Source organism: Kordiimonas lacus (assembly GCF_001550055.1).
In the GTDB taxonomy this organism is placed as follows: Bacteria; Pseudomonadota; Alphaproteobacteria; order Sphingomonadales; family Kordiimonadaceae; genus Kordiimonas; species Kordiimonas lacus.
The window spans coordinates 123,492-147,823 of the sequence record NZ_LRUA01000010.1 but is presented as its reverse complement, the minus strand read 5'-3'; the positions used below and the strand labels follow the sequence as shown (position 1 = coordinate 147,823).

Genomic DNA, 24,332 nt, shown 5'->3' with positions numbered 1-24,332 from the left:
GGCCATTTGCCTAGTCGAGCGACCAGTTCAGCGGCAGCACAAATGTAAGGTCTGTCCGGCCATCAGGTAGCGGCGGCAGAGGGCTCAGCTTGCCGATAAGCGGCGGGATGGCGCGGTCCAGCACATCTTCGCCCGTGGCTTCAACAATTTCATAATTGCTGATGGTGCCATCGGCGGCCACAGTCAGGCGCACTTTGGCACGGCCTTCAATTTGCCTGGCAACGGCCAATCGGGGATAGCCCTGTTTAGCCCTCACCTTCTGTACAACGGCCTGCTGCCAGTCAGTCATTGCGTCTGCGAGCACTGCAGGGGATGAGAAACAAAGGAACGAGGCTACAAGAATTGCGCTGGTAAGTCGGATCATCATGGCCAATTACCTTTATGATGTTACGCCGTCATGGTGGCGCTGGCTGGAGCCCGGAGGCTCCCAAATAAAAGCGTATCCACTATGCACAGGACCGGTTAACAATCATTAAACCATAGGATGAAGGGCAAGGGAAACTGCATCACAATAGAATGTGTGGTGCAACGCCCGCGCATTGCCTATGCTATGGCGGAAGTTCCACCGGCGATATGAGGAAGTCTATGAGCCGCGCACTGGTCCTTTTTGCGCACCCAAACCCCCAGCGTTCGCGCCTGAACAGGCATTTGATTCTGGCTGCCAGGCAGGTGCCGGAGGTGGCAGTGCATGACCTTTATGAAATGTATCCTGACATGCATATCAACGTCGCGCACGAGCAGGAAGCCTTGGTGCAGGCGGATTTGGTGGTCTTTCAGTTCCCGATTTACTGGTTCAGCGCCCCTGCTATTTTGAAGGAATGGCAGGACAGCGTGCTGACCAAGGGATTTGCGTTTGGCGCCGGCGGCACGGCTCTCAAGGGCAAGCATTTCATGCTGGCGGTCACCACCGGCGGTGATGCGGCATCCTACGCTGAAACCCGCCCGCACGGGGCCCCCATGTCTGCCTATCTGAGGCCATTTGAACAAACCGCCAGCTTTTGCGGTATGCGGCTGGTGACACCTTATATCTGTCACGGTGTTGGCCAGATCACACCGGCCGATATCAAGGGCGAGGCCGAGCGCTTCACGGCTGCTATCCGGCGCCGTGTCATGGAGAAAGCCGCATGATGACAGAAGGATTCCTTGAAAGTGCGATGATCTATCTGGCCGCTGCCGTGATAGCGGTACCCATTTTCAAACGCCTCGGTTTGGGGGCGGTGCTGGGCTATCTGGTGGCGGGCATGGTGATTGGCCCCTGGGGCCTGAAGCTGATTTCCGACGTGGACACCATCTTCAAATTCTCCGAATTCGGAGTGGTCATGTTGATGTTCCTGATCGGGCTGGAGCTCAAGCCTGCGACCTTGTGGCAGCTCAGGAAGCCGGTATTCGGCCTGGGCGGCGCGCAGGTTCTGATGAGCGTGCTTCTTCTGGGCTTATGCGCCAGTTTGCTGGGCCTTGAACTTGGGGTGGCGCTTATTGCGGCACTTTCGCTTGGCGTTTCGTCCACCCCGATTGCGCTGCAATCCCTTGAGGAACGGGGCCTGTCGAAAAACCCTGTGGGGCGGCTGACCTTTTCGGTTCTGCTGTTCCAGGACCTGGCCATGATTCCGGTGCTTGCCATCGTTCCCTTGTTTGCCACCCATGCCATAGCGCAAGACCTGGGTGTTGCCGCCTTCCTCAAACCGTTTGCCGTCTTCCTGTTGATCATCGTTGGGGGGCGCTATCTCTTGCGGCCGGTTTTCCGCTTCATTGCCGAAACGCGTCTGCGGGAGGTGTTCACGGCCTTTTCCCTGTTTCTGGTGATTGGTACAGGGTTGTTGATGCAGGCGGTGGGCATTTCCATGGCGCTGGGCACCTTCCTTGCTGGTGTGCTGTTGGCCGAATCAGAGTATCGGCACGAGCTTGAACTTAACCTGGAGCCTTTCAAAGGCTTGCTCCTCGGCCTGTTTTTCATAGCCGTCGGTATGACGGTGGATTTCTCGCTGCTGATCGCCGACCCATTGCGGGTGCTCATGTTGCTTGGCGGCTTCCTGGCGGTGAAGATTTTGGTGCTGCTTGCACTGTCCCGCCCCGCGAAAATGTCGCTGGCGGATGGCTGGCTGTTTGCCTTTGTGCTGTCGCAGGGCGGCGAGTTCGCCTTTGTCCTGATTTCCCTGGGGGCGCAGGCCGGGCTGGTGGACACCGAACTGGCGGGCCTTCTGGTGCTGATCGCAACCTTCTCCATGCTGACAACGCCAATTTTGATGCTGGTTTATGACCGCTATATCTGCCCACGTGTGTGCCGGGAGCAGGAGCTGGAAAGCGACGTGCGGGACGAAGGCCATCCGGTCATCATCGCCGGCTACGGGCGCTTTGGCCAGATTGTCGGGCGGCTGCTGATGTCGCTCGGGATCCCCATTACAGTATTGGACCATAATCCCAACCACATTGAGATGCTCCGGAAATTCGGCTTCAAGGTTTTCTATGGCGATGCCGGTCGGCTCGACCTTCTGGAAGCGGCGGGGATAGCCAAGGCCCGGGTCCTGGTGCTGGCGATCGATGATCAGGAAGTGCTTCTGGAGACGGCCAAGCTGGTCAGGCGGCTTTATCCTGATCTGGCGATCCTGGCGCGCGCCCGGGGGCGGGGCGATGTGTCTGACCTGGCTGAAATCGGTGTCACGTTGGCGCGCCGGGAAACGTTCGGTTCCGCGCTTGAGATCGGTGAGCTGACACTGAAAGAACTCGGTTTCGGCGCCCATCAGGCGCACCGGGTGGCGCGCAAGTTCCGCGGCTATGACGAAAAGATGCTGAAGGATTCGCGGCAGTTCCGGGGCGACCAGAAGAAGGCCATCGACTTTGCCATCAAGGCGCGGCAGGAACTCGAGCGGCTGATGCAGGCGGACGAGGAAGAGATCAAAGGCCGTGACAAAGATTGGCAGTAGGCCTTGACCTGGGTGCACCGGCCGCGTTAAAGCCGCGCCAAGACAAGCCCGAATTTAAGCGAGAGAGATATGCCCAGGAAACTGACCGTCACCGTACTGAAGGATGAAAAACCGTTCCTGAACGGAACCTTCGATGTGGCCGACCAGGACTATCCCGTTATCGTGAATCTGCTTCGGGAAGTGGATATGACCCACGGCCAGGCGGCATCGATGCTGTCGGGCTATATGCATGCGGGCGACGTGGGCAAGGTGACGGACGAGATGGGCAAGCTGGCAATGCTGGCGGTGGTCTATATGCTTGAGGCGGGCGAAACGGACATCGAAATCCCGCTCGAGACCGGCGCCGCGGCACCAAACGCCTAACAGAAATTTCATCTTTTCAGGCCATAGTGGGCCGCCCAAAGCTTGCATTTCCGGGCAAAATGGCCCAGAAGGCACGCTCAATTTTGCGCGGGGTGCGCGCGTGCGTGCCCTTAACCCCGCAACAGACGTCTCCAACGCTGAAGGAAATCCCGTGCAGTCGACGGCAAAAAACAAGGCCAGCCTGGCCGCGAACTTTACCCCTGACCGTATCAAGACCGAGGTCCTGTCGGGCCTGACGGTGGCGCTTGCGCTGGTGCCGGAAGCGGTGGCCTTTGCTTTCGTGGCCCATGTGCATCCGCTTGTTGGCCTCTATGCCGCCTTTATTGTTGGGTTGGTGACCGCGCTGTTTGGTGGTCGTCCGGGCATGATCTCCGGCGCCACGGGCGCGCTTGCGGTCGTGATGGTGTCTCTTGTGGTGACCCACGGTGTTGAATATCTGTTCGCAACCGTGATCCTGATGGGCATTATTCAGGTGCTGGCGGGCATCGCGCGCCTCGGCAAGTTCATCCGCATGGTGCCATACCCCGTGATGCTTGGGTTCGTGAATGGCCTCGCAATCGTGATTTTCCTGGCCCAACTTGGCCAGTTCAAGGTCAAGGACGCTGAAGGCGCGCTGCACTGGATGGCCGGCGAACAGCTTTTCCTGATGCTTGGCCTTGTGGGCCTGACCATGGCGCTGATTGTGCTTTCCGGCAAATTCATCAAATTCCTGCCCGCGCCGCTTGTGGGTATCCTGGCAATATCCGGTATTGTGATCGGCCTTGATCTTGATGTGCGCACGGTGGGTGACATGGCGTCCATCGCTGGCGGCCTGCCGGACTTCCATATCCCAAGCGTCCCGTTCAATCTGGAAACATTCGGCATCATCCTGCCCTATGCCCTGATTCTTGCCGCGATCGGCCTGATCGAATCGCTCCTGACGCTGAACCTGGTGGCGGAAATTACCGAAACCAAGGGCGGCGCCAGCCAGGAATGTGCGGCCCAGGGTGCGGCCAACATCATCACCGGCTTCTTTGGCGGCATGGGCGGTTGCGCCATGATTGGCCAAAGCATGATCAATGTGGAATCGGGCGGGCGTACGCGGCTGTCGGGCACCTCGGCTGCGCTGTTTCTTCTAATTTTCATCCTGTTCGCGAGCGGCCTGATTGAACAGATTCCGCTGGCCGCCCTTGTGGGGGTGATGTTCATGGTGGTGATTGCCACCTTTGCTTGGTCCAGCCTGCGCATCATGCACAAAATCCCGAAATCCGATGCGTTTGTTCTGGTGCTGGTGTCCGGCGTAACCGTGGCGAGTGACCTTGCGAAGGCGGTTGTCGTTGGCGTGATCGTGGCGGCGCTGGTGTTCGCCTGGAAAAGCTCCACCCGGATCGTGGCGCGCGTGGAACAGGACGCCAAGGGCCGCAAGGTCTACCGTCTTTCGGGCCCACTGTTCTTCGGCTCGGTTGAAAGCTTCAATGAGCTGTTTGACCCCAAGACAGACCCAGACCGTGTGATCGTTGATTTCGCAGAAACCCGGGTGCTGGACCATTCTGGCCTGCAGGCCATCGATGCGCTGGCCGACCGCTACAAGCGCGCTGACCGCACGCTTCGGCTTGTGCACCTGTCGTCTGACTGCAAGGCGCTTCTGAAAAAAGCGGGCACCATGGTCAAGGCCAGCCATGAGGAAGATCCGATCTACGGCGTGGCTGTGGACTATGGCGAACAGCTGAGCAAGTCAGCAAGTTGGTAAAGAAAATTCAGGGCCCGCGCGGCCCTGTTTTTTTGCCTGAAGATACTCTCGATAAATTGTATACAATTTCCTTTTCTTGCCGGGAAAAGCTGATAGTCTGCGCGCAAACTTGATGAGTATAAGCGAGGGACAGCAATGACAATTGGCGTAGGGGGCTCAACAGCCCAGGCAGAACTGGCGAAACTTTCCGATATGACAGCGGGCGTGTCGCCCATCGGGCGGGGTGAATTTGACGCGCGGCTTCAGAAGGCCCGCACCCTGATGACATCGGAAGGCCTTGAGGCCGTGTATCTGAACGCAGGCACCAACCTTTACTATTTCACCGGCACGCGCTGGTACGCGAGCGAACGGCTTGTGGGCGCGATCGTGACACAGGATGCGCTGCACTATATCTGCCCGGCGTTCGAGATCGACACGGTCAAGGACTTCATGGGCATCGAGGGCGAGATCCATGGCTGGGAAGAACATGAAAGCCCCTATGAGCTGTTCGGTAACCTGCTCGTGGACCTTGGTATCACGGCGGGCCGCATCGGTATGGACGAAAGCACCAGCTTCGCCATGACCAACGGCATCCGTCTGGCCCATCCGGGCTATGACTATGTGGACGCCAAGCCGGTGACCGCCGGTTGCCGCACCCGCAAAACCAAATCCGAAATCGCGCTGATCAAACGCGCAATGGAAATGACCATCGAGGTGCACAAGGCTGCCGCGCGCATCCTGCGCGAAGGCATCACCACGGCGGAAGTGAAAGAGTTCATCCACGAAGCGCACAAGCGCGTGGGTGCCCCGAAGGGCAGCTATTTTGTGATTGTGCTGTTCGGCAAGGCCACCAGCTTCCCGCATGGGGTGAGCTATGAACAGACCTTGAAGGAAGGCGACACGGTGTTGATCGACACCGGCTGTCAGCTGCATGACTATATTTCCGATATCACGCGCACCTATGTGTTTGGTGAACCAAACGCCAAGCAGCGCGAGGTATGGAATGTGGAAAAGGCGGCACAGGCGGCGGCGTTTAAAGCCGCCCAGCTGGGCACGCCGTGTGGTGACGTGGATACCGCCGCGCGGGCCTATGTCGAAATCAAGGGCTATGGCCCCGGCTACAAGACACCGGGTGTGCCGCACCGCACCGGCCACGGCATCGGGCTTGATATTCACGAATGGCCCTATCTGGTGAAAAGCGACCGTACGCCGCTTGATGTCGGCATGACCTTCTCGAACGAGCCGATGATGGTGATCGACGGCGAGTTCGGCGTGCGGCTAGAGGACCATTTCTATATGGCCGAAGACGGCCCGAAATGGTTCACCCAGCCCAGCCACAGCATCGATGACCCCTTCGGGCTTGAGGCCTAGTCGATAGCGATACATTCAGTGGTGGGATGCAGTCCCATCACTGCTTCTCCCCAGACTGCCCATGAGAAATCGGTTCCTTCCGGTTTCTCTCCCAGAACGGGAAGGGATGGGCAAAAAGCCAACAGAAATTCTGCCTTTTGAACTGCGTCCAGCAAGGCGTCTGTCAGGATATCAATCCTTGGCCGGATGTCGTCTGCCAGAGACGGGATTGACTCAAAGGGAGGCTGCTCGTTTGGAATCCACACCTCGAAAAGTTCACGTTGGAGCAGCTTGGAAGCTTCCATCTGCATGAATATCGCTTGTCGGGCGAATGCAGGGTCCAGCCCCATCTCAACGGCACGCTGTGTCGTTGTGTCGATGATACGCGCTTCCCGCTCAGGCGCTTCAATGGGCAGGTCGTTGTTCCACTTATAGCGTGCCACGTCGGCCATGACGCCCAGCCTGCTGGCGATGGCCTCCTTCAGGGTTTCCAGCCGCGCCATATGATCCTGCCGCGGTTTGCTGAAACTCACGGAAACGTTGGCTGCTCCGGCCTCCGACAGCTTAACCTTGAAGATCTGGTCATAGACATCCTCGCCCGCATATTTGAGGTGGGAGCCAGCCAACAGGTTCGCCAGCATGGGCGTGGTGTTGCTGTGGCCCACGACCAAAAAGACGCCGTCCTTGCTTTTCAGCTCAGCCGCGAAGGCGTCAAGCGCCCGCGGGTCATAGAGGTTGACGGCAAGGCCGGTTTTTTCCGCCGTTGGCTGCGCCGTTTCGCGCGTGCGCTTATAGTCGGTCGAATAAATGCCGGTCAGCCCTTTGTCTGCAAGATACCCTGCGATCCAATCGGCGCGGGCGCGGCCCATGGCTGTCAGGTCAGGGTCGCGGGTGCCGTCGGCGACCTTTTCGGCATGGCGCACCAGATAGATGGTGGCGTCAGCCAGCGCGGCGGGGGTGGCAATCAGAACAATGAAAAGGAAGGCGAAAAGGCGGGTCATGGCGGGTCCTATCTACAGTGCTCTGACATCCAGGAAGTAACGGTGGTGTTGAAGGCAACGCGGGTCCAGGCAAAGCCATGGTCGCCTTCCATCACCACGTGGCGGAACGGGTCAGCACCGCCAGCCTTCGCGGCGTCCGCGAGCGCTTGTTGGCCTTCAGGCGGCACCACGACATCCTGCTTGGCTGTTACAATCATCAGCGCGCGGCCCTTGAAGGCTACCATCCTGGACTGCAGATTGAAGGCTGCCTTGTTGGCCATTGTTTCCTTGATGAGGTCCGCGAAGCTATAGTCCTTCAGGCCCGGTACCGGCACATTGGCATCCGCGCTTACAACAGTATTGGGGTCGGCCGCTTCCACGAAGTTCACAAGGTCTGCCGGGGCAGCAGCCACCGTACAGGCCAGCTCCGCGTCCATTGCGCCATTCATCAGCGCATTGAAACCGCCCAGGCTGTGGCCGAACAGGCTGACGCGGCTGGGATCGATACGGTCCTTGCCCGCTTGGCCCTGCGCCCGCACAAAGGCGACAGCCGCTGCGGCGTCTGCCACCACATTCCTGACTGAATAATCGCCGCCTGATCCCCAGGCGCCGCGATAGTGGAAATAGAGCACATTGAAACCCACCCGGCGCAGCATCTGGGCCGTATCCAGGTTCTTCTCATTGCCCGGGAAGCCGTGCAGCATAACGACAGTCGGGTGCGGCCCGGCACCGTTCGCCAGATACATATGGCCGTTCATCATGGCATCGCCGCTTGGGATTTGAAGCTCCACCATGCCCGGTGGGTTGTCGGCATCAATGGTGACAGGATCGCTCAGAAGCGGGTCCGTGTCCGCAAAAGCAGGTGCAGTAAAGGCCGCCAGAAGGCCAAGAATGATGCGCATGATTGTGCTCCCCAATCCGAATGTAGTGGCCAGTAAAGGCCCAAGCGCCGGTGCAAGTCAATCGTGCAAGTCAATGCAGTGTTATCAGCCGTGGGCCTTCAGCCAGTCCATGGCGCCAGAGGCTGCCTGCTTGCCCTGGGCGAAACAGGCGGTCAGCAGATAGCCGCCTGTGGGGGCTTCCCAGTCCACCATCTCACCCGCGCAGAATACACCCGGCATGGCCTTCAGCATCAGGGCGTCATCCAGTTCGTCAAACGCCACGCCGCCGGCGACACTGATGGCTTCCTCGATGGGGCGCGGGCTTTCCAGCTGCAGCGGCAGCGCCTTGATGCCTGCCGCCAGTTTGGCCGGGTCAGTGAAGGTGTCCGCGGGCAGGCATTCACGCAACAGGGCGGCTTTGACACCGGTGAGGCCCGTGGCTTTCTTGATGTGCGTTGCCATGGATTTCTTGCCGCGTGGCTTTGACAGGGCATTCGTCAATTGTTCAGCCGTGCGGTCGGGGGTCAGGTCCAGCATCAGAGCCACTGGCCCATGCGCCTCAATGGCGTCGCGGATGGCGGCGGAATGGGCATAAATGCTGCTGCCTTCCACCCCGTGCTTGGAGACGACAAAATCGCCCTTGATGGCTTCCTCAGCGAACGACAGCACCGTGTTTTTCACCGGTTCGCCCTCGAACCGGTCGCGGAAATGGTCGGTCCAGTTCACATTGAAGCCGCAGTTGGCCGGACGGAAAGGTGTCACATGAATGCCGCGTTCCTTAAGGTGTGGCACCCAGCTGCCGTCCGACCCAAGCCGGGGCCAGCTGACACCGCCCAAGGCCAGGATCACGGTTTTGGCCTTTACGGCAATTTCCTGTTCCGGCGTCTGAATGCGAAGCGCGCCGTCTTCCCGCCAGCCGGTCCATCGGTGTAGGGTCTTGAGGACAGCGTGGCCGTCCTTCAGGCGTGTCAGCCATGCGCGAAGAAGCGGCGAGGCCTTGAAGGCGGTGGGGAAAATGCGGCCTGAGCTGCCGACGAAGGTTTCGGTATCCAGGCCCTTGGCCCAATCACGAATCGCCCAGCTGTTGAAGCCGCGGATGGCATCTCCAAGGCGGTCTTCGCCCGCGCCGTAGCGCTTGAGGAACGCCTGGACGGGTTCGGCGTGCGACAGGTTCAGGCCGGATTTTCCCGCCATCAGGAACTTGCGCGCGGGTGTGGGCATGGCGTCATAGATCACTGGTGTGATGCCGGCATGAATCAGATCCTCTGCCGCCATCAAGCCGGCGGGCCCGGCACCAATGATGGCCACATCCACTTGTTCCTCAGTTGGCGTCACGGCGCTTTTCCCCACTGGTCAGGTCTCGCCCGGACACTAGTGCGAACGGCACTGGCAAGCAAGCTGGTTTGAGGTGGCCATTTGACGCATGAATGCAAAGAGGCGGCACCAGTGGCCGCCTCTTTTCTGGTCTGATGTAGCCGCCCGACTTACTGGGCCAGCGCGTAATTCAGAATTTTGTAGGCAAGCTTTGCGGCCAGGAAGTTGGGGGCGTGGAAGCCGTCGATGGGCGCAAGCTCGTTGATGTCCGCACCCACGATGGTGCCTGCCTTCGATGCCGCCTTGATGATCTTCATCGCATCGTTCCACATCACGCCGCCAGGTTCCGGTGTGCCGGTTGCGGGCATCAGCGACCCATCAAAGCCGTCCAGATCGAACGTCAGATAGATGTTGCGACCCTTCAGGGGTGCAATGATCTCCTCCACATTCCAGTCATCGCGGTCCTTGCCCCAATGGATGGTGATGCGGTGGCGGTTGGCGTCCAGGAACGGGATTTCCTCTGCGGAAATATTCCGGATGCCGACAGACACCAGTTCGACAGACGGGTGGTCGAGCACACGGCGAAGCGCTGCCGCGTGGCTATAGTGCTCGCCCTCATAGCCGTCGCGCAGGTCTGCGTGAGCGTCGAAATGCAGGATGATCAGGTCATCATACTTGTCAAAGTATGGCCGGATGGCGCCTGGCGTGATCGAATGTTCGCCACCGAACACCAGCGGGAATTTGCCGTCATCCAGCACCGCACGGGTGTAGCTTTCAAGCCTATCCAGCGCCGCCGGGATATTGGCGCCGTCGATGGGCTTTTCAGCCATGGTCACAATGCCGTAATCCCGGAAAGGCTCTTTCCAGAGGTCCTCGTCGAACAGTTCCACCTGATGACTGGCTTCAATCATGGCTGCCGGGCCCTGGGCTGTGCCGCCCCCATAGGAGACGGAAGCCTCCAGCCCGAACGGGATGATCACCGCGCGCGCGTCAGCGTAAGTCGCCGCATCCTCTGCCTCGAGCCCGAGGAAAGCATCCTCGGGCGCCAAGAGGTCAAAGGGCGCGTTTCTGATTGCGTCTTTCATCAGATTTACTTCTGAAAGAGCTTCGCGAATTCACGGCGTGGGCGACCCTTCCAGGCACCGCGATGGTAGGCGTCAGATGCCAGAAGCGGCACAACGGAAGACGCTTCCGCGAACACCATCTGTTCCCAAACTGTGTCTACCTTGCCCCAGCTTGAGGCTTCCTTCAGCGTGGATGACGAGCAGGCACCGTCGCGCACGTCAGCAACCGTGATCTGAACGGCGTATTTGTGCATATCCACTTCCTTGCCCAGGATTTCGGCACAAACAACCGTGTCCTGCACAAAGTTTTTCGGCACGCCGCCACCGATCATCAGAAGGCCGGTCTGGCCCGCTGCGATCTTGATGTCTGTCAGTTCGCGGAAGTCAGCCACGCTGTCGATGGACATATAGTTGCCCGGGTTTTCAACCTGGTGCTTTACAAGGCCGAAACCGGCCGAGCAGTCAGAGAAAGCAGGCACGAAGATCGGCACGTTGTGATCATAGCAGGTCTCGATCAGGGAGCCCTTCTTGACGGCGTTCTTTTTCAGCCACTTGCCCATCTCCCAGATGAACTCGCGGGAGGAGTATGGCCGGCGCTCGAGGCTATCGGCGATGATCTTGATGGTTTCGTCACACGCCTGCAGCTCTTCCTCATCGATGTAGGTATCATAGATACGGTCGATATAGAGGTCACGCAGCTTGCCGTCGTCCATGAACTGGTCGCCCTGATAGTGGCTGAAACCAAGGGCCTCGAAAAAGTCCATGTCCACGATGGAAGCGCCGGTGGAAACGATGGCGTCTACCATGCCAGCTTCCACCAGGTCGCGGTACACATGCATGCAGCCGCCCGCGGACGTAGAACCCGCCAGTGTCAGGATCACGCTGCAGTCCTTGTCTTCAACAGCCATGTTGAAGATCTGGGTGGCGCGGGCCAGATCGCGCGAGGTGAAAGCCATCTTGTCCATCGCATCGATGATCGGGCGGGCGTCGAAGCTTTTGATGTCGATATGCTCGACCTTCTTCGACAGAAGTTCCGCTTTTTCGTTTGAGATGATCGGCGAAGTGATTTGTTCGTTCATTTTTCAGTCCAATTCTTCAGTCTGTAGGTTCTGCCAAGGCTCGATAAAGCGATCAGGCAATCAGGGTCGGCGCAGCCACAAGGGTCGGCACCGAAATTGTGTTCGGAGTGTCTGTTTCACGTGAAATTGCAACCATCGTTTCGGAATAGAAACCATTGAAGCGTGCTTGCATGGTATGGCCGTATGCGCCCAGATGTTCGAAGATCACCCAGTCGCCTTCAGCCACATCCACCGGCAGCGGGAAGGGACCTTCCATCTTGTCGCAGCTGTCGCAGGTTGGACCGAAGCAGCGGTAGAAACTGGTTTCATCCAGAGTGGCACGGCCGTCGGCGGTGATGAGCGACAGCGGGAAGGGCCACTCTGGCACACCCGCGTCAAACAGCGCGCCATAGGTGCCGTCATTGAGATAGAGGTCCGTGCCTTTCCGCAGCTCCACGCGGGCGGCGACAGCGCCGGATTCGGCGACGAGCGCCCGGCCGGGTTCGCACAGGGTTTCAGCATCCGCGAACCCGTGCATGTCGAGTGCGCTGTGGATGGTCTGGAAATAGCTGTCGAGCGCCGGTGGTTCCATGCCCGGATAAGCCACAGGGAAGCCGCCGCCTACGTCGATCACGTCCAGCTTGATGCCAGCGTGGCCAACTACGGCCGCCGCCTGCAGAATGGCTTCGGAGAAAGCGCCCGGGCGCATGCACTGGCTGCCCACATGGAAGCTGACACCCAGCTTCATAGCGACCTGACGGGCACGGCTGAGCAGCATTGGCGCCATATCAAGCGGCGCGCCGAACTTGCCGGAAAGCTCATAAGCCGCACCTTTGGCTGACACGCCAAGACGCAGGAACAGCTCCAGGTCTTCGGCATAGCCGGTTTCCTCGAGAATCTTGTTCAGCTCATCCATATGGTCGAACGCGAAGGCACGTACACCCATCATATAGGCGCGCTGGATGGCCTGGCGGCTCTTGATCGGGTGCATGAAGTAAAGCTTCGCGCCCGGCAGCAGGCCGGCCACCAACTCAACCTCGCGGATGGAGGCGACATCGAAATCGCGCACGCCAGCAGTATACAGCGTTTTCAGCACTTCCGCGTGCGGGTTGGCTTTCACCGCATACATGGAGCGGCCGCGGAATCCGGTCAGGAACTCGGCTGCCTTGTCCTGGAGAACGTCCGGGAAGAACAGGTGCACGCTGTCGTTCGAGGCCTCAGCTTCGATTGCGCCACGGATGGAGGAGTAGCAATTCAGTTCGCCATACTGTCCGCGAAAATCTTCGGTTGGGGACGATGGGCGTACAATTTCCAATACCTGCATTGGCCTGGATTCCTTCACTCAAGAGGAAAAAAGCACATGACCCCTGGGATACGAATCCGTGGGTCCTAGACAGGGCCGCCAGCGCAGTGCCGGCGTTTGGCGCATCTTTTAGCGATGCGCGGAAATATGGAAAAGTTTCAGTACAACTGAGAAATAGTCGTACATGTCAGCCGACAGGAACAGCCGGTTGGCTTCAAATTCATGGGATGCAGACAGTTGCTGCAGCGTTTCTTTACGTGCGGTACGGATCATTCCGGCAAACCCCTCGATCAACTTTGACCGGATAGTGGCCGGCCCCAATCAACAAAGGACGATTTGCGTCGTTACCCGTACATGGCTGCCGGAAGCCTGATGGCTTGTTTGCCCGGGAGTCGTGGCACGTGCGCTTTTTACGTCTGGCGGCGTAAATGATGTTTTTTCACCCTGATTGCAAGCAATTTTTTTTGCGCGCGTTTTCTAGAAGGGAACCGGCGCTTCAAAGGTGAGCATTTCCGCCGTTTCAGGGTGTCTCAGCGTCAGGGTTTTTGCATGCAGTTGCAGGCGCGGCGCTGCCTCGAGCGCGTCGCCTTCCGCGTATAAATTGTCACCCAGAATCGGGTGGCCGAGGCTGAGCATATGGACCCTAAGCTGGTGTGACCGCCCCGTGACAGGGTAGAGCGCCACGCGGGTGGCACCTTCTTCACGCTCGATCACCTTATAGCGGGTCAGTGCGCGGCGGCCGGTCTCGAAACAAACTTTCTGCTTGGGCCTGTTGGGATAGTCGAACGCCATCGGCAGGTCCACCTCGCCCTCGTCCGCACCCATATGGCCGAAGACGCGCGCTTCGTAGGTCTTTTCCGTCAGCCGGTCCTCGAACTGGCGGCCAAGGTTCCTCAGCGCATCCATGTGCCGTGCCATGATGATGACACCCGACGTTTCCATGTCCAGCCGGTGCACGATCCGCGCGCCCGTATATTGGGCCTGCACCCGGGTCGCCAGGCAATCCTGCTTTTCTTCGGTCCGGCCCGGCACAGACAGAAGCCCCGGTTGCTTGTTCAACACCAGGATATCTTCGTCTTCATGCAGGATTTCGAGCCAGGGCTCAGTGGGCGGATTATAGGGCAGGAGCAAGACCATCAGACCAGCGACTTTTCCATTTTGATAAGCGGTACATTGACGCCCAGGGACGTCGGGACCTCTTCATACACGACGGGTTCATATCCGCAAACCTTATAGAGCGGCTCGCCCGACAGAGTGGCCATCAGCTGGCAGGTCTGGAAGCCTTCCTCACGGGCCTTGCTTTCACACAAGTCCATGATCAGGCGGCCAATGCCGCGCCTGGCCCAGTCGGGGTGGGTATACATGGCGCGAATGCGGGCAGCTTCCGATGCCGGGTCCAGCAGGCGGGGGTTGCGGCCCTTGGTATGGTTGGCGCCATACAGCGTTTCCCGCCGGGACCAGCCGCCACAGCCGACAATCTCATTGCCGCACTGGATGGCATAATAGGTGCCGTCCTCGATCAGTTGTGTGTCCATACCCATCAGTTCGAAGGACGCCTGAACCTGTTCGGGCGTCAGGAAGCTGTCCTGCAGCGTACCGATGGAGGCATGCATGATGGTGGTTAGCTCAGGGATGTCTTCTTTTGTGGCCACGCGGTGCGTGAAATCGGGTGTCTGGGTCATGGCAATGCCTGTGGCTGATACGGGTCCTTCATCATATGGGCGGCAGGTGGGGGCCTGTCCAACGAAATCTCTGGCCCTGTAAGCCAAAGTTGCGATGTGCGTGCGCCTTAAAGCTGCTTTAATGCGTGCCGGGAGGAAGCTCATGAAAGGTCTTCTTTTATCGTTCTGGTTTCTGTTGGTCGCCAGCCCAGCAGCGGCAATTGAGGTTCCGCCGCTCGCATCAGAGGCGGAAGTCAAGGAAGCCGTGCAGGTGTTTCTTGACTGGACCAAAGCCTATGAAGAAGGGCGCTATCTGGACCAGTGGAAGCTGACCCACCCGCGTATCCAGCGCTGGCACCACAAGAAGCGATGGCGCCGTACAATGAGCAAGGGCAGGTCCCGGTCGGGCGACCTGTTGGCGGCAAACATCACCACGGCAGGCCCTGTGGATGCGCGCAAGCTCCCCTGCACCGAAATGCGCCACTGCTACCGCAAGGACATGCAGGTGGTGATCATCTTTCTGGAAACAAAGTACGAGAAGGCGGAACCGCAGCAGCCCGAATATGTCATGATGGCCAAATCGGAGGATGGCTGGAAGTTCGGTGGTGGCACCTTTCCGGCGCTACCCGCAGGCGAGACGATTGTGATTTTGGACCGCAAGGATGAAGCCAGATACGAGAGGCCCGGAGTGGAGGTGCAGAACTGACCTTTCAGCGTGTCATCTTTTTTACGAACACCACAACGAACAGGGCTAGCGTAAAGCTGCCGGTGAAGGCCTCGATTGCAGCAACAAATCGTGATGCCCCGACGGGGGTGATGTCCCCGTACCCCAGCGTTGTGAAGGTCACGACGCTATAATAGAGGCTATTCAGGAAATGGCCGATGTTAGTGGCCCAGCTCTGACTGGTGGAAAAGCCCATTTCTTCCCCGCCGGACGTCGTGCCCAGCAGGAAGTAGGCAATAGCGCACACAAAAATCAGAATGAGGGAGAAGATGATGACGTTCAGCGGCCGTTCGCCATAGCCGCAAAAGAGGTCGATAAATTTGGACGTGAGGCGCCGGGCCGACAGCGGCGGATACTGGAACCGCCGCATGGTCAGTTCCTTTTGAATGAACCGCCCACCCATCTCGAACAGGCCCTGTTGTTCTGCGGCTTTCCTGAGGTCGCGGTAAATTTCCTCGGACTGTTCGAAGTTGTCGCGCGCGGTCTTGTGCTTCTGCCACCTGCCCGCCTTATGGGCCAGATCCTCCTGCATCAGGCGCTTGCCGATGTCCATGCCGTCTATGCGTGCACCGCGCCACTTGATGCCAAGCAGATTTGTGCCAGAGAAATCGCAACAATGCAGGTTGGCGTCTGAAACATCGGCTTTCATCAAGGACCCGTGTTTGAGTGTCAGGTTGAAGAGGTGAGCCTCTGAGAGGTCGGCGCGATACAGGTCAGAATAGGAGAGGTCAAATCCCTTCTGATGGCCACGGTTCACCAGGTCAACGCCTTTCAGGTTTGCTCCTTTGAGCTGAAGGCCCTGCATAAGGCCACCACTGCGCGCATGGTCTTCAAGCCGGGTCTTCAAGTCGTGATTGCTTTTGTCGGTATTGGGGCAGTGCCAGAAGCAAAGGCCATCTTTGGCGGTCTCTTCGCCGCAGCGATGTCCGTCGGGACTAACGTATTTGCAGGGTGCCTTTTTGTCGGTCATGGATGAGTCCACTTCTTATTGCAGCGTATCCGACAAGGTTTAGCATTCGATTAATGCCCGGATGCCGTAACGGAAATTGACAGCACGCCCGCCAGCCACCATAGTTTTGCGTGAGGGACAACAGGACGCCAAAGAGCGCCGAAAAAGGGAAGGATTTGAGGTGGCTAGCCAACCTTCAGACCAACACGCACATCCAAAATCTGACATTGATATCGCCCAGGCGGCCACCATGCCGCCGATCATGGAGGTGGCCAAAGACAAGCTGGGCATCGAGGCAACGGATCTTGAACCCTACGGTCACTATAAGGCCAAACTGTCGCTGGATTATATTGAGGCCCTGAACGGGCGGCCCGACGGCAAGCTCATTCTGGTGACAGCCATCACGCCGACCCCGGCTGGCGAAGGCAAGACCACCACCACCGTGGGGCTTGGCGACGCACTGAACCGTGTGGGCAAAAAGGCCATGATGTGTCTCCGGGAACCCAGCCTTGGCCCTTGCTTTGGCATGAAGGGCGGCGCCGCAGGTGGCGGTTATGCCCAAGTGGTGCCCATGGAAGACATCAACCTGCATTTCACGGGCGATTTTCACGCCATAGGGGCCGCCAACAACCTCCTGGCCGCGCTCATCGACAACCATGTTTATTGGCGTCAGAATGATGAAACCGGGCTCGATAATCGGCGCATCACCTGGCGCCGCGCGGTGGATATGAATGACCGCTCGCTTCGGCAGATCACCACGTCGCTTGGCGGGGTCGCGAACGGTGCGCCCCGGGAAGCGGGTTTTGATATCACCGTAGCATCAGAGGTGATGGCCATCCTGTGCCTGGCGAAGGACCTGAAGGACCTGGAACGTCGGTTGGGCAATGTGATCATTGGCCTGACGCGCGACCGCAAGCCGGTATTGGCCAAAGAAATCAACGCCCAGGGCGCGATGACGGCCTTGCTTAAAGATGCCATGAAGCCCAACCTGGTGCAGACGCTTGAGGGCAACCCGGCCTTTGTGCACGGCGGCCCGTTTGCCAACATCGCCCATGGCTGCAACACGCTGATCGCCACCAAGACGGCCCTCAAGCTGGCGGACTATGTGGTCACGGAAGCGGGGTTCGGCGCCGACCTGGGGGCCGAGAAATTCTTCGATATCAAATGCCGCAAGGGTGGCTTGAAGCCTGATGCGGCTGTCCTGGTGGCCACGATCCGGGCGCTCAAGATGCATGGCGGTGTGGCCAAGGATGATCTGACGACGGAAAATCTGGATGCGCTGGAGAAGGGATGCGTGAACCTCGAGCGCCATGTGCGCAACCTGAAGCGCTTTGGCGTGAAGGTGGTTGTGGGCATCAACCGCTTCTCTGCCGACACACCGGCCGAGATGGACCTGGTGCGCAAGAAATGCGCGTCACTGGGTGTCACCGCGGTGGAAAGCGACCATTGGGCCCAAGGCGGTGCGGGGGCAGAGGAACTGGCCCGCAAAGTTGTGGAAGCGGCGGAAAGTGGTGACAGCAATTTCAAGCCACTATACGGCGATGATACATCGCTCTGGAACAAGGTTCAGACCATTGCGACCGAGCTTTATGGTGCCAGCGAGATCATCGCCGACAAGAAAGTGCGTGGCCAGATCAGGGACCTGGAGGCCGATTATGGCCACTTCCCGGTCTGCATCGCCAAAACACAGTATAGCTTTTCCACCGATCCGGACTATAAAGGCGCGCCCACGGGGCATGTGGTGCCGATCCGTGAAGTACGGCTGTCGGCGGGTGCTGAGTTCCTGGTGGTGGTGTGTGGTGACATCATGACCATGCCGGGGCTGCCGCGGGTGCCATCGGCCAACGCCATCCATGTGGACGGTAAGGGCCGTGTCGCGGGGCTTTTCTGAGCCCCGCCGCAATAGAAGGAAGATAGTATGGCCGACGACGCCAAGCTGACTGAGCGCATGGATGATCTTGAGGTCAAATTTGCGTTCCAGCAGGAAACAATCGAAACGCTGAACAGCGCAGTGACAGACCAGTGGACGGAGATTGACCGGCTGAAGAAGTCATTGGCGCAGTTGCAGGGGCAGATCGCCGACCTTGAGGATTCCCAGGGGCCCGCCGATCCCGGCAATATCAAGCCGCCGCACTATTAAGCCTTACCCTCAGGGCCTTCTTTTGGCGCGATGGCGCGGTAGTCGTCTGAGCGGAGCGCCGTTACGACCGTCTGGATATCGGCTTCATCTGCGTTGAGCGACCGGGCCACTTCTGCCCCCAGGCTGAGGCTGGCTTCCAGGGTTTCCGGTACGGCGTGCACCGCGCCCAGCTTGCGCATGGCCTTGGCCGCCGTGGCATTGTGCGTGCGCACGAAAATCGGCAGGTTCGGGCATTCCCGTTTGGCACAGATGATCATGCGTTCTGCCGCCTTCGGGTCATCCACCGTGATCACCAACAGGGCTGCGGTATTCGCCCCGACAGCGCGCAAGATCTCAGGTCGGGCGGCGTCGCCATAGATGGCGGTGTGACCGGCCTCGCGCGCACGTTTGACATGCTCGGGGTTCAGGTCGACTGCGGTGAAGGGTAGTTCCAGGTCAGTCAGGATACGGGCGATGGTGTCGCCGACCCGGCCAAACCCGGCGATGACAATATGTTTTCTTCCTTCGGTTTCGGCCTTTTTAATCGGCGCAGGAACACCAGTGTCGCGTGCCACCTGACGCGCGAGCCGTTCGCCCAAAAGGAACAGGAGTGGTGTTACCGCCATTGATAGCGCGATTACGGCGGACAACATTTCCACCAGCGGCCCGTCAAGCAAGCCTTCTATCTGAGCATAAGTAAACAACACGAAACCGAACTCGCCAGACTGGGCAAGCAGCGCCCCAACCTTGATAGCCTCACTCAGCGGCTGCTTCATTGCCCGCACCAGCAGGACGATGATGGTGGCTTTAATCGCCAACAGGCCCAGCAGGCCAGACACCAAGAGCCCGGTGTGACCCAACAGCGTGCCGATGTTGATGCCCATACCCACAGACATGAAAAACAGCCCCAGAAGCAGGCCCCGGAAGGGTTGGACGTCCACCTCCACCTGATGGCGAAATTCAGATTCAGCAAGCAAGAGGCCGGCGATAAAGGCGCCCATGGCCATCGAAAGGCCAATGCTTTCCATCAGCCAGCCGAAGCCCAGTACCAGCAGAAGCGCAAAGCCGGTGAAGACCTCAGGTGTCCGGCCAGCGGCCACCAGGCGAAACAGTGGGTTGATGGCCAGCCGCCCTGCCATGATCACGCCCGCAAGAATGGCCATGGTTTCAAGAAGCGCGATCCCGAAGGAAGCCCCGATGGTGGCTTCGCCCTTGACCAGAATGGGCACAAGCGCCAGCAGCGGCACAACTGCCAAATCCTGCAACAAGAGAATGGAAAAGCCAGAGCGGCCCCATTGGCTGGAGAGCTGGTTCTTGGACGCCAGCAACTGGATGCCGAAAGCTGTACTGGAGAGCGCCAGCCCAAAGCCGATCAGGGCGCTGGGCGCAGCATCAAAGCCAAAGCCATATTGTGCGACCATCCAAAGGACGACGCCGGTGACCAGGAGTTGCGCGCTACCAAGACCGAACACCTGGCGCCGCATTACCCACAGCCGCGCGGGTTTGAGTTCGATCCCGATCAGGAACAGCAGGAACACCACGCCAAACTCGCCGAGATGGGCAATTTGGGCAGGGTTGGTGATCAGCCCCAGACCCCAAGGGCCGATCAGCATGCCGCCCACCAGATAGCCGAGGATGGCGCTAAGCCCTAACCGGCTGAAGACGGTCGCGGCAATTACGGCAACGGCCATCAGGCTGAGGATTTCTAAAAGCATGGCGTCTTGGTGCATGGTAGGTCTGTATGGCTCTTTTCGGGGTTAAACACAAACTGGCATTTTCGGGTTGCTATCTTATGTCGCGGGTTTCTGGCCGCGAATTGTATCGGTGATTTTTGTAATCATGGCGGGCTCCCATATCCTCAGGCTGAGGCCATAGACGATCGCCGAGGCACTAGCAAGGAGCAGCAATGCCACCAGCGACAGATGGCCATCGCCTGCATAGAGACGAAAACAAAATGCCGGAAGCGCGCAAACAAGGGCAATTCGCAAGGGCCCCTTGAGCGCGCGCGCGAACGCGCCAGGCGAGATCAGCTTCAGCCGATGAAGCTGCGCGCAGGCTGTTAGCAGGTAGGCAACGACCGGGAGGATCATCAGGATCGCGACGGTTCTGAGGTCGAAGAAAAAGGCGGTCATCAACACCGCCACCTTGGTGCCGTTGTCGGCTAGCTGATTGCGGATCAGCGCCCCGCCGTGACCCAACGCCACAAGCGCGGAACAGGCCAGCGTGACAGGGCTGGTCAGCAGCCCATAAATCACCAGATACGATGCGATCGATGCGGCTTCCGACCATTGATAACCGAAAAGGGTCAGAACCACCTCAGGCGCCACGATGGCCAGCACCAACCCGGCAGGCCAGAGCAAAGTGGCGTAGATGTGCACGACATCCTGCACGACGGGTTCGCATGGGTTGCCGGCTTTATGCTGTCGCGCGATTTCGGGCACAAGCACGTTATGGAAGCTCATCTGAGCCACCTGCGATATCAATCGTGGCAATGTGTAGCCCCGGTCAAACTGGGCCGAGGGCGCGAGCCCCAGCAATTTGCCCAGAATGAAGTTGTTGGCATGGTTGCCGATCATGCCGATGACCGTCGCTGTCGACAGGCTCAGGCCGTATCGGATGATGATCCTGGCGCCGTCAAGTCGTGGCGAGACAGGGATGTTTCCCCGGAACAGGGTAAGCCCCACCAGAATGGAGACGATCTTTTCGGCCACCAAGGCCATCGCCAGCGCAAGCGCGCCATAGCCATAGAGAACCGCCGCGATGGTGGTAATGGCGGAGACAACCATCAATCCGCTGTCGATGGCCATGAAGGCCCGAAACCGCATGTCCCGGCGCATCAGGCCGCGCATGATGGGAACGTGGGTGTTCAGCGCAGTGGCCAGGGCAGTCAGGCGGGTGATATCGGCGATGATGTCGGCACCAAAGAAAGCACCCAGCGGTTCAGACAACAGCCATAACACCACTGCCAGCAGAAGATTGAGCAGCATGTTGACGGTGAAGACAGACCGCATGAGCAGTTTATCGATCGCCTTGTAGCTGGCGACGAAATTTTCAACGCCGGCACTTTCAAAGGCGCGCACAAAGGCGGCAGCGGCGAGGGCCACGCCGAAGCTTCCGATTTCCTCTGGCGTCAGCATGCGGGCGACAAAAATCGACAGCCCGAACTGGATGCCGAGCTTCACAACCGATGACAGGCCGGAAAAATAGAGGGAACGCCCAAGCCCCATGGTGCTTCATGCCCCTTGAATGCCAAAAAATATATACAATCAACAGGTTATCTGGGGCTGACGGATGCGTCCAGCAGAATTGGTACTATCGGTCTTAGGGTGAATTGGCCTTCAACCGGTTTGGGCCGCCGTGGGACATGAATTGTTGATGGGTAGGATCAGGGCCTTGATCTTGTGAAAGATCAGGGTCCTTCAGACAGGAATTTGCTGTACCATGGGGCGGCAATTGATTGGCGGAAACATCTAATCGGGGAACAGGCAATGAAAATGACGCATCAGATTTTGGCGCCGGTTTTGGCGGTGACGGTGGTGGTGGGCACTGCATCTTCGGCAGATGACCCGATCACAGGCCTTGAGGAAGCGATGGTCCACGTGGATGCAGCAGCCAAGGCGTGGGACAAGATCACCGGGACCCCGTTCCCGGATGGGCTTGAACGAAAGCGCCTGCACGCCAACAAGGCAACGGGCGGCGGTGCCGGTATTCTGAAATTCCCTGAAGGCTATATCGAACCGCGCCACTATCACACCACGGCAGGCCATTCGGTCTATATCCTTAAAGGCAGTCTCAAGATTGGGGGCGAAACCTATGGCCCAGGCAACTTCTTTTACGCCCCAAAAAACGTTGCCCACGGCCCTAATGAAGCCCTTGAGGAAACAGAAATCCTGATCTGGAGCGATGGCCCGCTGGACCTGCATATGGGTGACCTGCCGCCGGCGGGTGACGGGCAATAGGGCTGTTTGCTGGCGGTTTGCGTAAACCAATTTGCTTCAGCCTGAATTGAACGGTTCAAATTCACCGGCAGACCGTCTAGGGTGCGGGTCTCATGGCTGCATCGGCGGCTGTCTTGAAATTCTCACCAGGCCTTTCCATGCATCTTGATGACCAGCCCGATCAGTCGCTCCACAGTATGCTCAAGCAGGTGTTCGGCTTTGGCGACTTCCGCCCAGGGCAGGAAGAGGTTGTTCGGGACTTGATTGCTGGCAACAGCGTGTTGGCTGTGATGCCGACGGGCGCGGGCAAAAGCCTCTGTTACCAGATGGCGGCCCTGATGCGGCCCGGGATTACCATTGTGGTGTCGCCGCTTCTGGCGCTCATGGCGGATCAGGTCGCGAGCTTGGAGGCCAACGGTGTGGCCGCGGCCAGCATCAACAGCACGCTCACGCGCGACGAGAAAATTTCAGTATGGAACCGGCTGACAGCGGGGGAGCTGAAGCTTCTGTACCTGTCGCCCGAGCAGCTGATGAACGGGCGGCTGCTGCCGGCGCTTGCCAAACAGCAGGTCTCGATGTTCGTGGTGGACGAGGCCCACTGTGTGTCCCAGTGGGGGCATGATTTCAGGCCCGAATACCGCCAGCTGGATGCTTTGCGCAACCTGTTTCCCGACGTGCCCATCGGCGCCTTCACGGCGACGGCAGATGCACCCACACGCACTGAGATCATGGATCACCTACTGCATGGTGACGGCAGGCTGCTGGTGCAAGGGTTTGACCGACCCAACATCCGCATCGATGTGGCCCAGAAGGATAACGCCAAGGCGCAGCTTTTGGCTTTTATCCGCGAGTTTGAAGGCCGTCAGGGCATTGTCTATTGCCTGTCACGCGCCAGCGTTGAGCGGACGGCCGAGTATCTGAACAGGAATGGCTATCAGGCGCTGCCTTATCACGCCGGCATGCCCGCAGATGTGCGCCTTGCGAACCAGGAACAGTTCCTGGCGCGCCCCGATGTGATCATGGTGGCCACCATCGCCTTCGGCATGGGCATCGACAAGCCCGACGTGCGGTTCGTGATCCATATGGACCTGCCGTCCAGCATGGAAGCTTACTATCAGGAAATGGGCCGTGCAGGCCGGGACGGCGCACCGGCGCGGGCCCTGATGCTATACGGCTTCGACAATATCCGTGCCCGGCGCGAGATGATTGCCGGCTCGCCCGCGAGCGAAGAGAAGAAGCGGTTGGATGTGCAGCGGCTCAACGCGCTCCTGAGTTTCTGCGAGGCGCCAAGCTGCCGCCGGACTGTGCTTTTGCGCTATTTCGGTGATGACCACGGCGCGCCGTGTCGCAACTGCGATGCCTGCATCAACCCGCCCGAGCTTTATGACGGCACCCATGAAGCCGGACTGGTTTTGAACGCCATCGAGGCCACGGGCCAGATGTTCGGACGCACCCACATCAAGGACATCCTTGTGGGTGGTAACACGCAGAAAATCCGTGATGCCAGGCACGACGCGCTGGCGGTTTACGGGGCTGGCAAAGATATCGACGCCCGCGACTGGCAATCCATCTTCCGTCAGATGCTGGCGGCGGGGCTGATTGACGTCAGCCTGCAGCATGGCTCGCTCCTGATCGCGTCCAAGGGCTGGGATCTGATGCGCGGTGAAGGTACGGTTGATTTCATCAAGCAGAAAGCCCGCAAGGCGGCGTCGCGCCGGCCCGCATCCCGCCCGGTGGTGGAAGGCGTGCACGAAGGCCTTTATGAGCACCTCAAGGGCATGCGGCTGGAGCTGGCGCGCGAGCGTGGTGTGCCGGCCTATGTGATTTTCCATGATGCGGTGCTGCAGGCCATGGCGGCTGAAAAACCGGAAAGCCCGGACGCGATGCTGGCTATCAGCGGCGTCGGCCCACAAAAATTCGACCGGTTCGGGCAGGCTTTCCTGGATGCCATAGCGGATTATGCCGTTGACGCCTGACCGTGTGGATTTGCAATTAGCCG

General features: G+C 59.0%; 23 protein-coding genes. 10 read left to right on the top strand and 13 right to left on the bottom strand.

The window, feature by feature from the left end; all coding sequences use genetic code 11:
* Window positions 1-10: 10 nt before the first annotated feature.
* Complete coding sequence (locus tag KORLAC_RS15580) at window positions 11-289, bottom strand: energy transducer TonB (protein WP_241493437.1); 279 nt, start codon at window positions 287-289, stop codon at window positions 11-13.
* Window positions 290-585: 296 nt separating this feature from the next.
* Here KORLAC_RS15580 and kefF point away from each other — a divergent pair, with 296 nt between their 5' ends.
* The 5 genes from kefF to KORLAC_RS15555 all read left to right on the top strand — a co-directional run bounded on the left by kefF (window position 586) and on the right by KORLAC_RS15555 (window position 6,363).
* The gene (gene kefF / locus KORLAC_RS15575) at window positions 586-1,128 is read left to right on the top strand and encodes a glutathione-regulated potassium-efflux system oxidoreductase KefF (RefSeq protein WP_068308176.1); all 543 of its coding nucleotides are present in this window, start codon (window positions 586-588) and stop codon (window positions 1,126-1,128) included.
* Entirely contained in the window at window positions 1,125-2,921 is a 1,797-nt protein-coding gene (locus tag KORLAC_RS15570) for a monovalent cation:proton antiporter-2 (CPA2) family protein (protein WP_068308173.1), read from the top strand. The genes kefF and KORLAC_RS15570 overlap by 4 nt, the downstream gene beginning before the upstream one ends.
* 69 nt (window positions 2,922-2,990) lie before the next feature.
* Window positions 2,991-3,284, top strand: coding sequence for a hypothetical protein (locus KORLAC_RS15565; protein ID WP_068308170.1), 294 nt, complete (start codon window positions 2,991-2,993; stop codon window positions 3,282-3,284).
* Window positions 3,285-3,435: 151 nt separating this feature from the next.
* Complete coding sequence (locus KORLAC_RS15560; protein ID WP_420913277.1) at window positions 3,436-5,013, top strand: SulP family inorganic anion transporter; 1,578 nt, start codon at window positions 3,436-3,438, stop codon at window positions 5,011-5,013.
* A gap of 135 nt (window positions 5,014-5,148) precedes the next feature.
* A complete protein-coding gene (locus tag KORLAC_RS15555) occupies window positions 5,149-6,363 on the top strand; it encodes a M24 family metallopeptidase (protein ID WP_068308167.1) in 1,215 nt (404 codons plus the stop codon).
* Here the strand turns inward: KORLAC_RS15555 and aroQ are convergent.
* From aroQ to KORLAC_RS15515, 9 genes are all read right to left on the bottom strand, one after another.
* A complete protein-coding gene (gene aroQ / locus KORLAC_RS15550; RefSeq protein WP_068308164.1) occupies window positions 6,360-7,343 on the bottom strand; it encodes a gamma subclass chorismate mutase AroQ in 984 nt (327 codons plus the stop codon). The two genes, KORLAC_RS15555 and aroQ, sit on opposite strands and share 4 nt — an antisense overlap.
* A gap of 8 nt (window positions 7,344-7,351) precedes the next feature.
* A complete protein-coding gene (locus KORLAC_RS15545; RefSeq protein WP_068308161.1) occupies window positions 7,352-8,224 on the bottom strand; it encodes an alpha/beta hydrolase family protein in 873 nt (290 codons plus the stop codon).
* Window positions 8,225-8,308: 84 nt separating this feature from the next.
* Window positions 8,309-9,538 carry a TIGR03862 family flavoprotein gene (locus tag KORLAC_RS15540; RefSeq protein ID WP_068308158.1) on the bottom strand — a complete coding sequence of 410 codons (1,230 nt, stop codon included), beginning with the start codon at window positions 9,536-9,538 and terminating at the stop codon, window positions 8,309-8,311.
* 149 nt (window positions 9,539-9,687) lie between these two features.
* The gene (gene speB, locus KORLAC_RS15535) at window positions 9,688-10,602 is read right to left on the bottom strand and encodes an agmatinase (RefSeq protein WP_068308156.1); all 915 of its coding nucleotides are present in this window, start codon (window positions 10,600-10,602) and stop codon (window positions 9,688-9,690) included.
* Window positions 10,603-10,607: 5 nt separating this feature from the next.
* A complete protein-coding gene (locus KORLAC_RS15530) occupies window positions 10,608-11,660 on the bottom strand; it encodes a 1,9-bis(guanidino)-5-aza-nonane synthase (protein WP_068308153.1) in 1,053 nt (350 codons plus the stop codon).
* 52 nt (window positions 11,661-11,712) lie between these two features.
* Window positions 11,713-12,963: a type III PLP-dependent enzyme gene (locus KORLAC_RS15525; RefSeq protein WP_082714728.1), complete on the bottom strand. Its 1,251-nt coding sequence runs from the start codon at window positions 12,961-12,963 to the stop codon at window positions 11,713-11,715.
* Window positions 12,964-13,071: 108 nt separating this feature from the next.
* Complete coding sequence (locus KORLAC_RS18915; protein ID WP_160328651.1) at window positions 13,072-13,215, bottom strand: hypothetical protein; 144 nt, start codon at window positions 13,213-13,215, stop codon at window positions 13,072-13,074.
* A gap of 204 nt (window positions 13,216-13,419) precedes the next feature.
* Window positions 13,420-14,079, bottom strand: a complete 660-nt coding sequence (gene rluA, locus KORLAC_RS15520; protein ID WP_068308150.1) for a bifunctional tRNA pseudouridine(32) synthase/23S rRNA pseudouridine(746) synthase RluA — start codon at window positions 14,077-14,079, stop codon at window positions 13,420-13,422.
* Window positions 14,079-14,624 carry a GNAT family N-acetyltransferase gene (locus tag KORLAC_RS15515; protein WP_068308147.1) on the bottom strand — a complete coding sequence of 182 codons (546 nt, stop codon included), beginning with the start codon at window positions 14,622-14,624 and terminating at the stop codon, window positions 14,079-14,081. Before KORLAC_RS15515 ends, rluA begins: the two co-directional genes overlap by 1 nt.
* Before the next feature lie 142 nt (window positions 14,625-14,766).
* Between KORLAC_RS15515 and KORLAC_RS15510 the strand changes: the two genes are divergently transcribed.
* Entirely contained in the window at window positions 14,767-15,309 is a 543-nt protein-coding gene (locus KORLAC_RS15510) for a hypothetical protein (protein WP_068308144.1), read from the top strand.
* Window positions 15,310-15,313: 4 nt separating this feature from the next.
* On the opposite strand, the gene KORLAC_RS15505 is transcribed toward KORLAC_RS15510, so the two are convergent.
* The gene (locus KORLAC_RS15505; RefSeq protein ID WP_068308141.1) at window positions 15,314-16,297 is read right to left on the bottom strand and encodes an ion channel; all 984 of its coding nucleotides are present in this window, start codon (window positions 16,295-16,297) and stop codon (window positions 15,314-15,316) included.
* Between the two features lie 160 nt (window positions 16,298-16,457).
* On the opposite strand from KORLAC_RS15505, the gene KORLAC_RS15500 reads away from it, so the two are divergent.
* Both KORLAC_RS15500 and KORLAC_RS15495 read left to right on the top strand, forming a co-directional pair.
* Window positions 16,458-18,167, top strand: a complete 1,710-nt coding sequence (locus KORLAC_RS15500) for a formate--tetrahydrofolate ligase (protein WP_068308138.1) — start codon at window positions 16,458-16,460, stop codon at window positions 18,165-18,167.
* A 27-nt stretch (window positions 18,168-18,194) separates the two neighbouring features.
* Complete coding sequence (locus KORLAC_RS15495; RefSeq protein ID WP_068308135.1) at window positions 18,195-18,416, top strand: SlyX family protein; 222 nt, start codon at window positions 18,195-18,197, stop codon at window positions 18,414-18,416.
* Here KORLAC_RS15495 and KORLAC_RS15490 read toward each other — a convergent pair.
* Both KORLAC_RS15490 and KORLAC_RS15485 read right to left on the bottom strand, forming a co-directional pair.
* Complete coding sequence (locus tag KORLAC_RS15490; RefSeq protein ID WP_068308132.1) at window positions 18,413-20,125, bottom strand: monovalent cation:proton antiporter-2 (CPA2) family protein; 1,713 nt, start codon at window positions 20,123-20,125, stop codon at window positions 18,413-18,415. The two genes, KORLAC_RS15495 and KORLAC_RS15490, sit on opposite strands and share 4 nt — an antisense overlap.
* A 60-nt stretch (window positions 20,126-20,185) precedes the next feature.
* A complete protein-coding gene (locus KORLAC_RS15485) occupies window positions 20,186-21,622 on the bottom strand; it encodes an oligosaccharide flippase family protein (RefSeq protein ID WP_068308129.1) in 1,437 nt (478 codons plus the stop codon).
* A gap of 261 nt (window positions 21,623-21,883) precedes the next feature.
* Between KORLAC_RS15485 and KORLAC_RS15480 the strand changes: the two genes are divergently transcribed.
* Window positions 21,884-22,354, top strand: a complete 471-nt coding sequence (locus KORLAC_RS15480) for a cupin domain-containing protein (protein WP_068308126.1) — start codon at window positions 21,884-21,886, stop codon at window positions 22,352-22,354.
* 92 nt (window positions 22,355-22,446) lie between these two features.
* A complete protein-coding gene (gene recQ, locus KORLAC_RS15475; protein WP_206594989.1) occupies window positions 22,447-24,309 on the top strand; it encodes a DNA helicase RecQ in 1,863 nt (620 codons plus the stop codon).
* Window positions 24,310-24,332: the final 23 nt, after the last annotated feature.

Bases quoted from the DNA above. Each gene is read 5' to 3' on its own strand.
- KORLAC_RS15530 (WP_068308153.1), bottom strand. From the start codon at position 11,660: ATGAACGAACAAATCACTTCGCCGATCATCTCAAACGAAAAAGCGGAA.
- KORLAC_RS15580 (WP_241493437.1), bottom strand. From the start codon at position 289: ATGACTGACTGGCAGCAGGCCGTTGTACAGAAGGTGAGGGCTAAACAG.
- KORLAC_RS15480 (WP_068308126.1), top strand. From the start codon at position 21,884: ATGAAAATGACGCATCAGATTTTGGCGCCGGTTTTGGCGGTGACGGTG.
- speB (WP_068308156.1), bottom strand. From the start codon at position 10,602: ATGAAAGACGCAATCAGAAACGCGCCCTTTGACCTCTTGGCGCCCGAG.
- kefF (WP_068308176.1), top strand. From the start codon at position 586: ATGAGCCGCGCACTGGTCCTTTTTGCGCACCCAAACCCCCAGCGTTCG.
- recQ (WP_206594989.1), top strand. From the start codon at position 22,447: ATGGCTGCATCGGCGGCTGTCTTGAAATTCTCACCAGGCCTTTCCATG.
- KORLAC_RS15515 (WP_068308147.1), bottom strand. From the start codon at position 14,624: ATGACCCAGACACCCGATTTCACGCACCGCGTGGCCACAAAAGAAGAC.
- KORLAC_RS15525 (WP_082714728.1), bottom strand. From the start codon at position 12,963: ATGCAGGTATTGGAAATTGTACGCCCATCGTCCCCAACCGAAGATTTT.
- KORLAC_RS15485 (WP_068308129.1), bottom strand. From the start codon at position 21,622: ATGGGGCTTGGGCGTTCCCTCTATTTTTCCGGCCTGTCATCGGTTGTG.
- KORLAC_RS15495 (WP_068308135.1), top strand. From the start codon at position 18,195: ATGGCCGACGACGCCAAGCTGACTGAGCGCATGGATGATCTTGAGGTC.
- KORLAC_RS15565 (WP_068308170.1), top strand. From the start codon at position 2,991: ATGCCCAGGAAACTGACCGTCACCGTACTGAAGGATGAAAAACCGTTC.
- KORLAC_RS15490 (WP_068308132.1), bottom strand. From the start codon at position 20,125: ATGCACCAAGACGCCATGCTTTTAGAAATCCTCAGCCTGATGGCCGTT.
- KORLAC_RS15555 (WP_068308167.1), top strand. From the start codon at position 5,149: ATGACAATTGGCGTAGGGGGCTCAACAGCCCAGGCAGAACTGGCGAAA.
- aroQ (WP_068308164.1), bottom strand. From the start codon at position 7,343: ATGACCCGCCTTTTCGCCTTCCTTTTCATTGTTCTGATTGCCACCCCC.
- rluA (WP_068308150.1), bottom strand. From the start codon at position 14,079: ATGGTCTTGCTCCTGCCCTATAATCCGCCCACTGAGCCCTGGCTCGAA.
- KORLAC_RS15510 (WP_068308144.1), top strand. From the start codon at position 14,767: ATGAAAGGTCTTCTTTTATCGTTCTGGTTTCTGTTGGTCGCCAGCCCA.
- KORLAC_RS15570 (WP_068308173.1), top strand. From the start codon at position 1,125: ATGATGACAGAAGGATTCCTTGAAAGTGCGATGATCTATCTGGCCGCT.
- KORLAC_RS15545 (WP_068308161.1), bottom strand. From the start codon at position 8,224: ATGCGCATCATTCTTGGCCTTCTGGCGGCCTTTACTGCACCTGCTTTT.
- KORLAC_RS18915 (WP_160328651.1), bottom strand. From the start codon at position 13,215: ATGATCCGTACCGCACGTAAAGAAACGCTGCAGCAACTGTCTGCATCC.
- KORLAC_RS15505 (WP_068308141.1), bottom strand. From the start codon at position 16,297: ATGACCGACAAAAAGGCACCCTGCAAATACGTTAGTCCCGACGGACAT.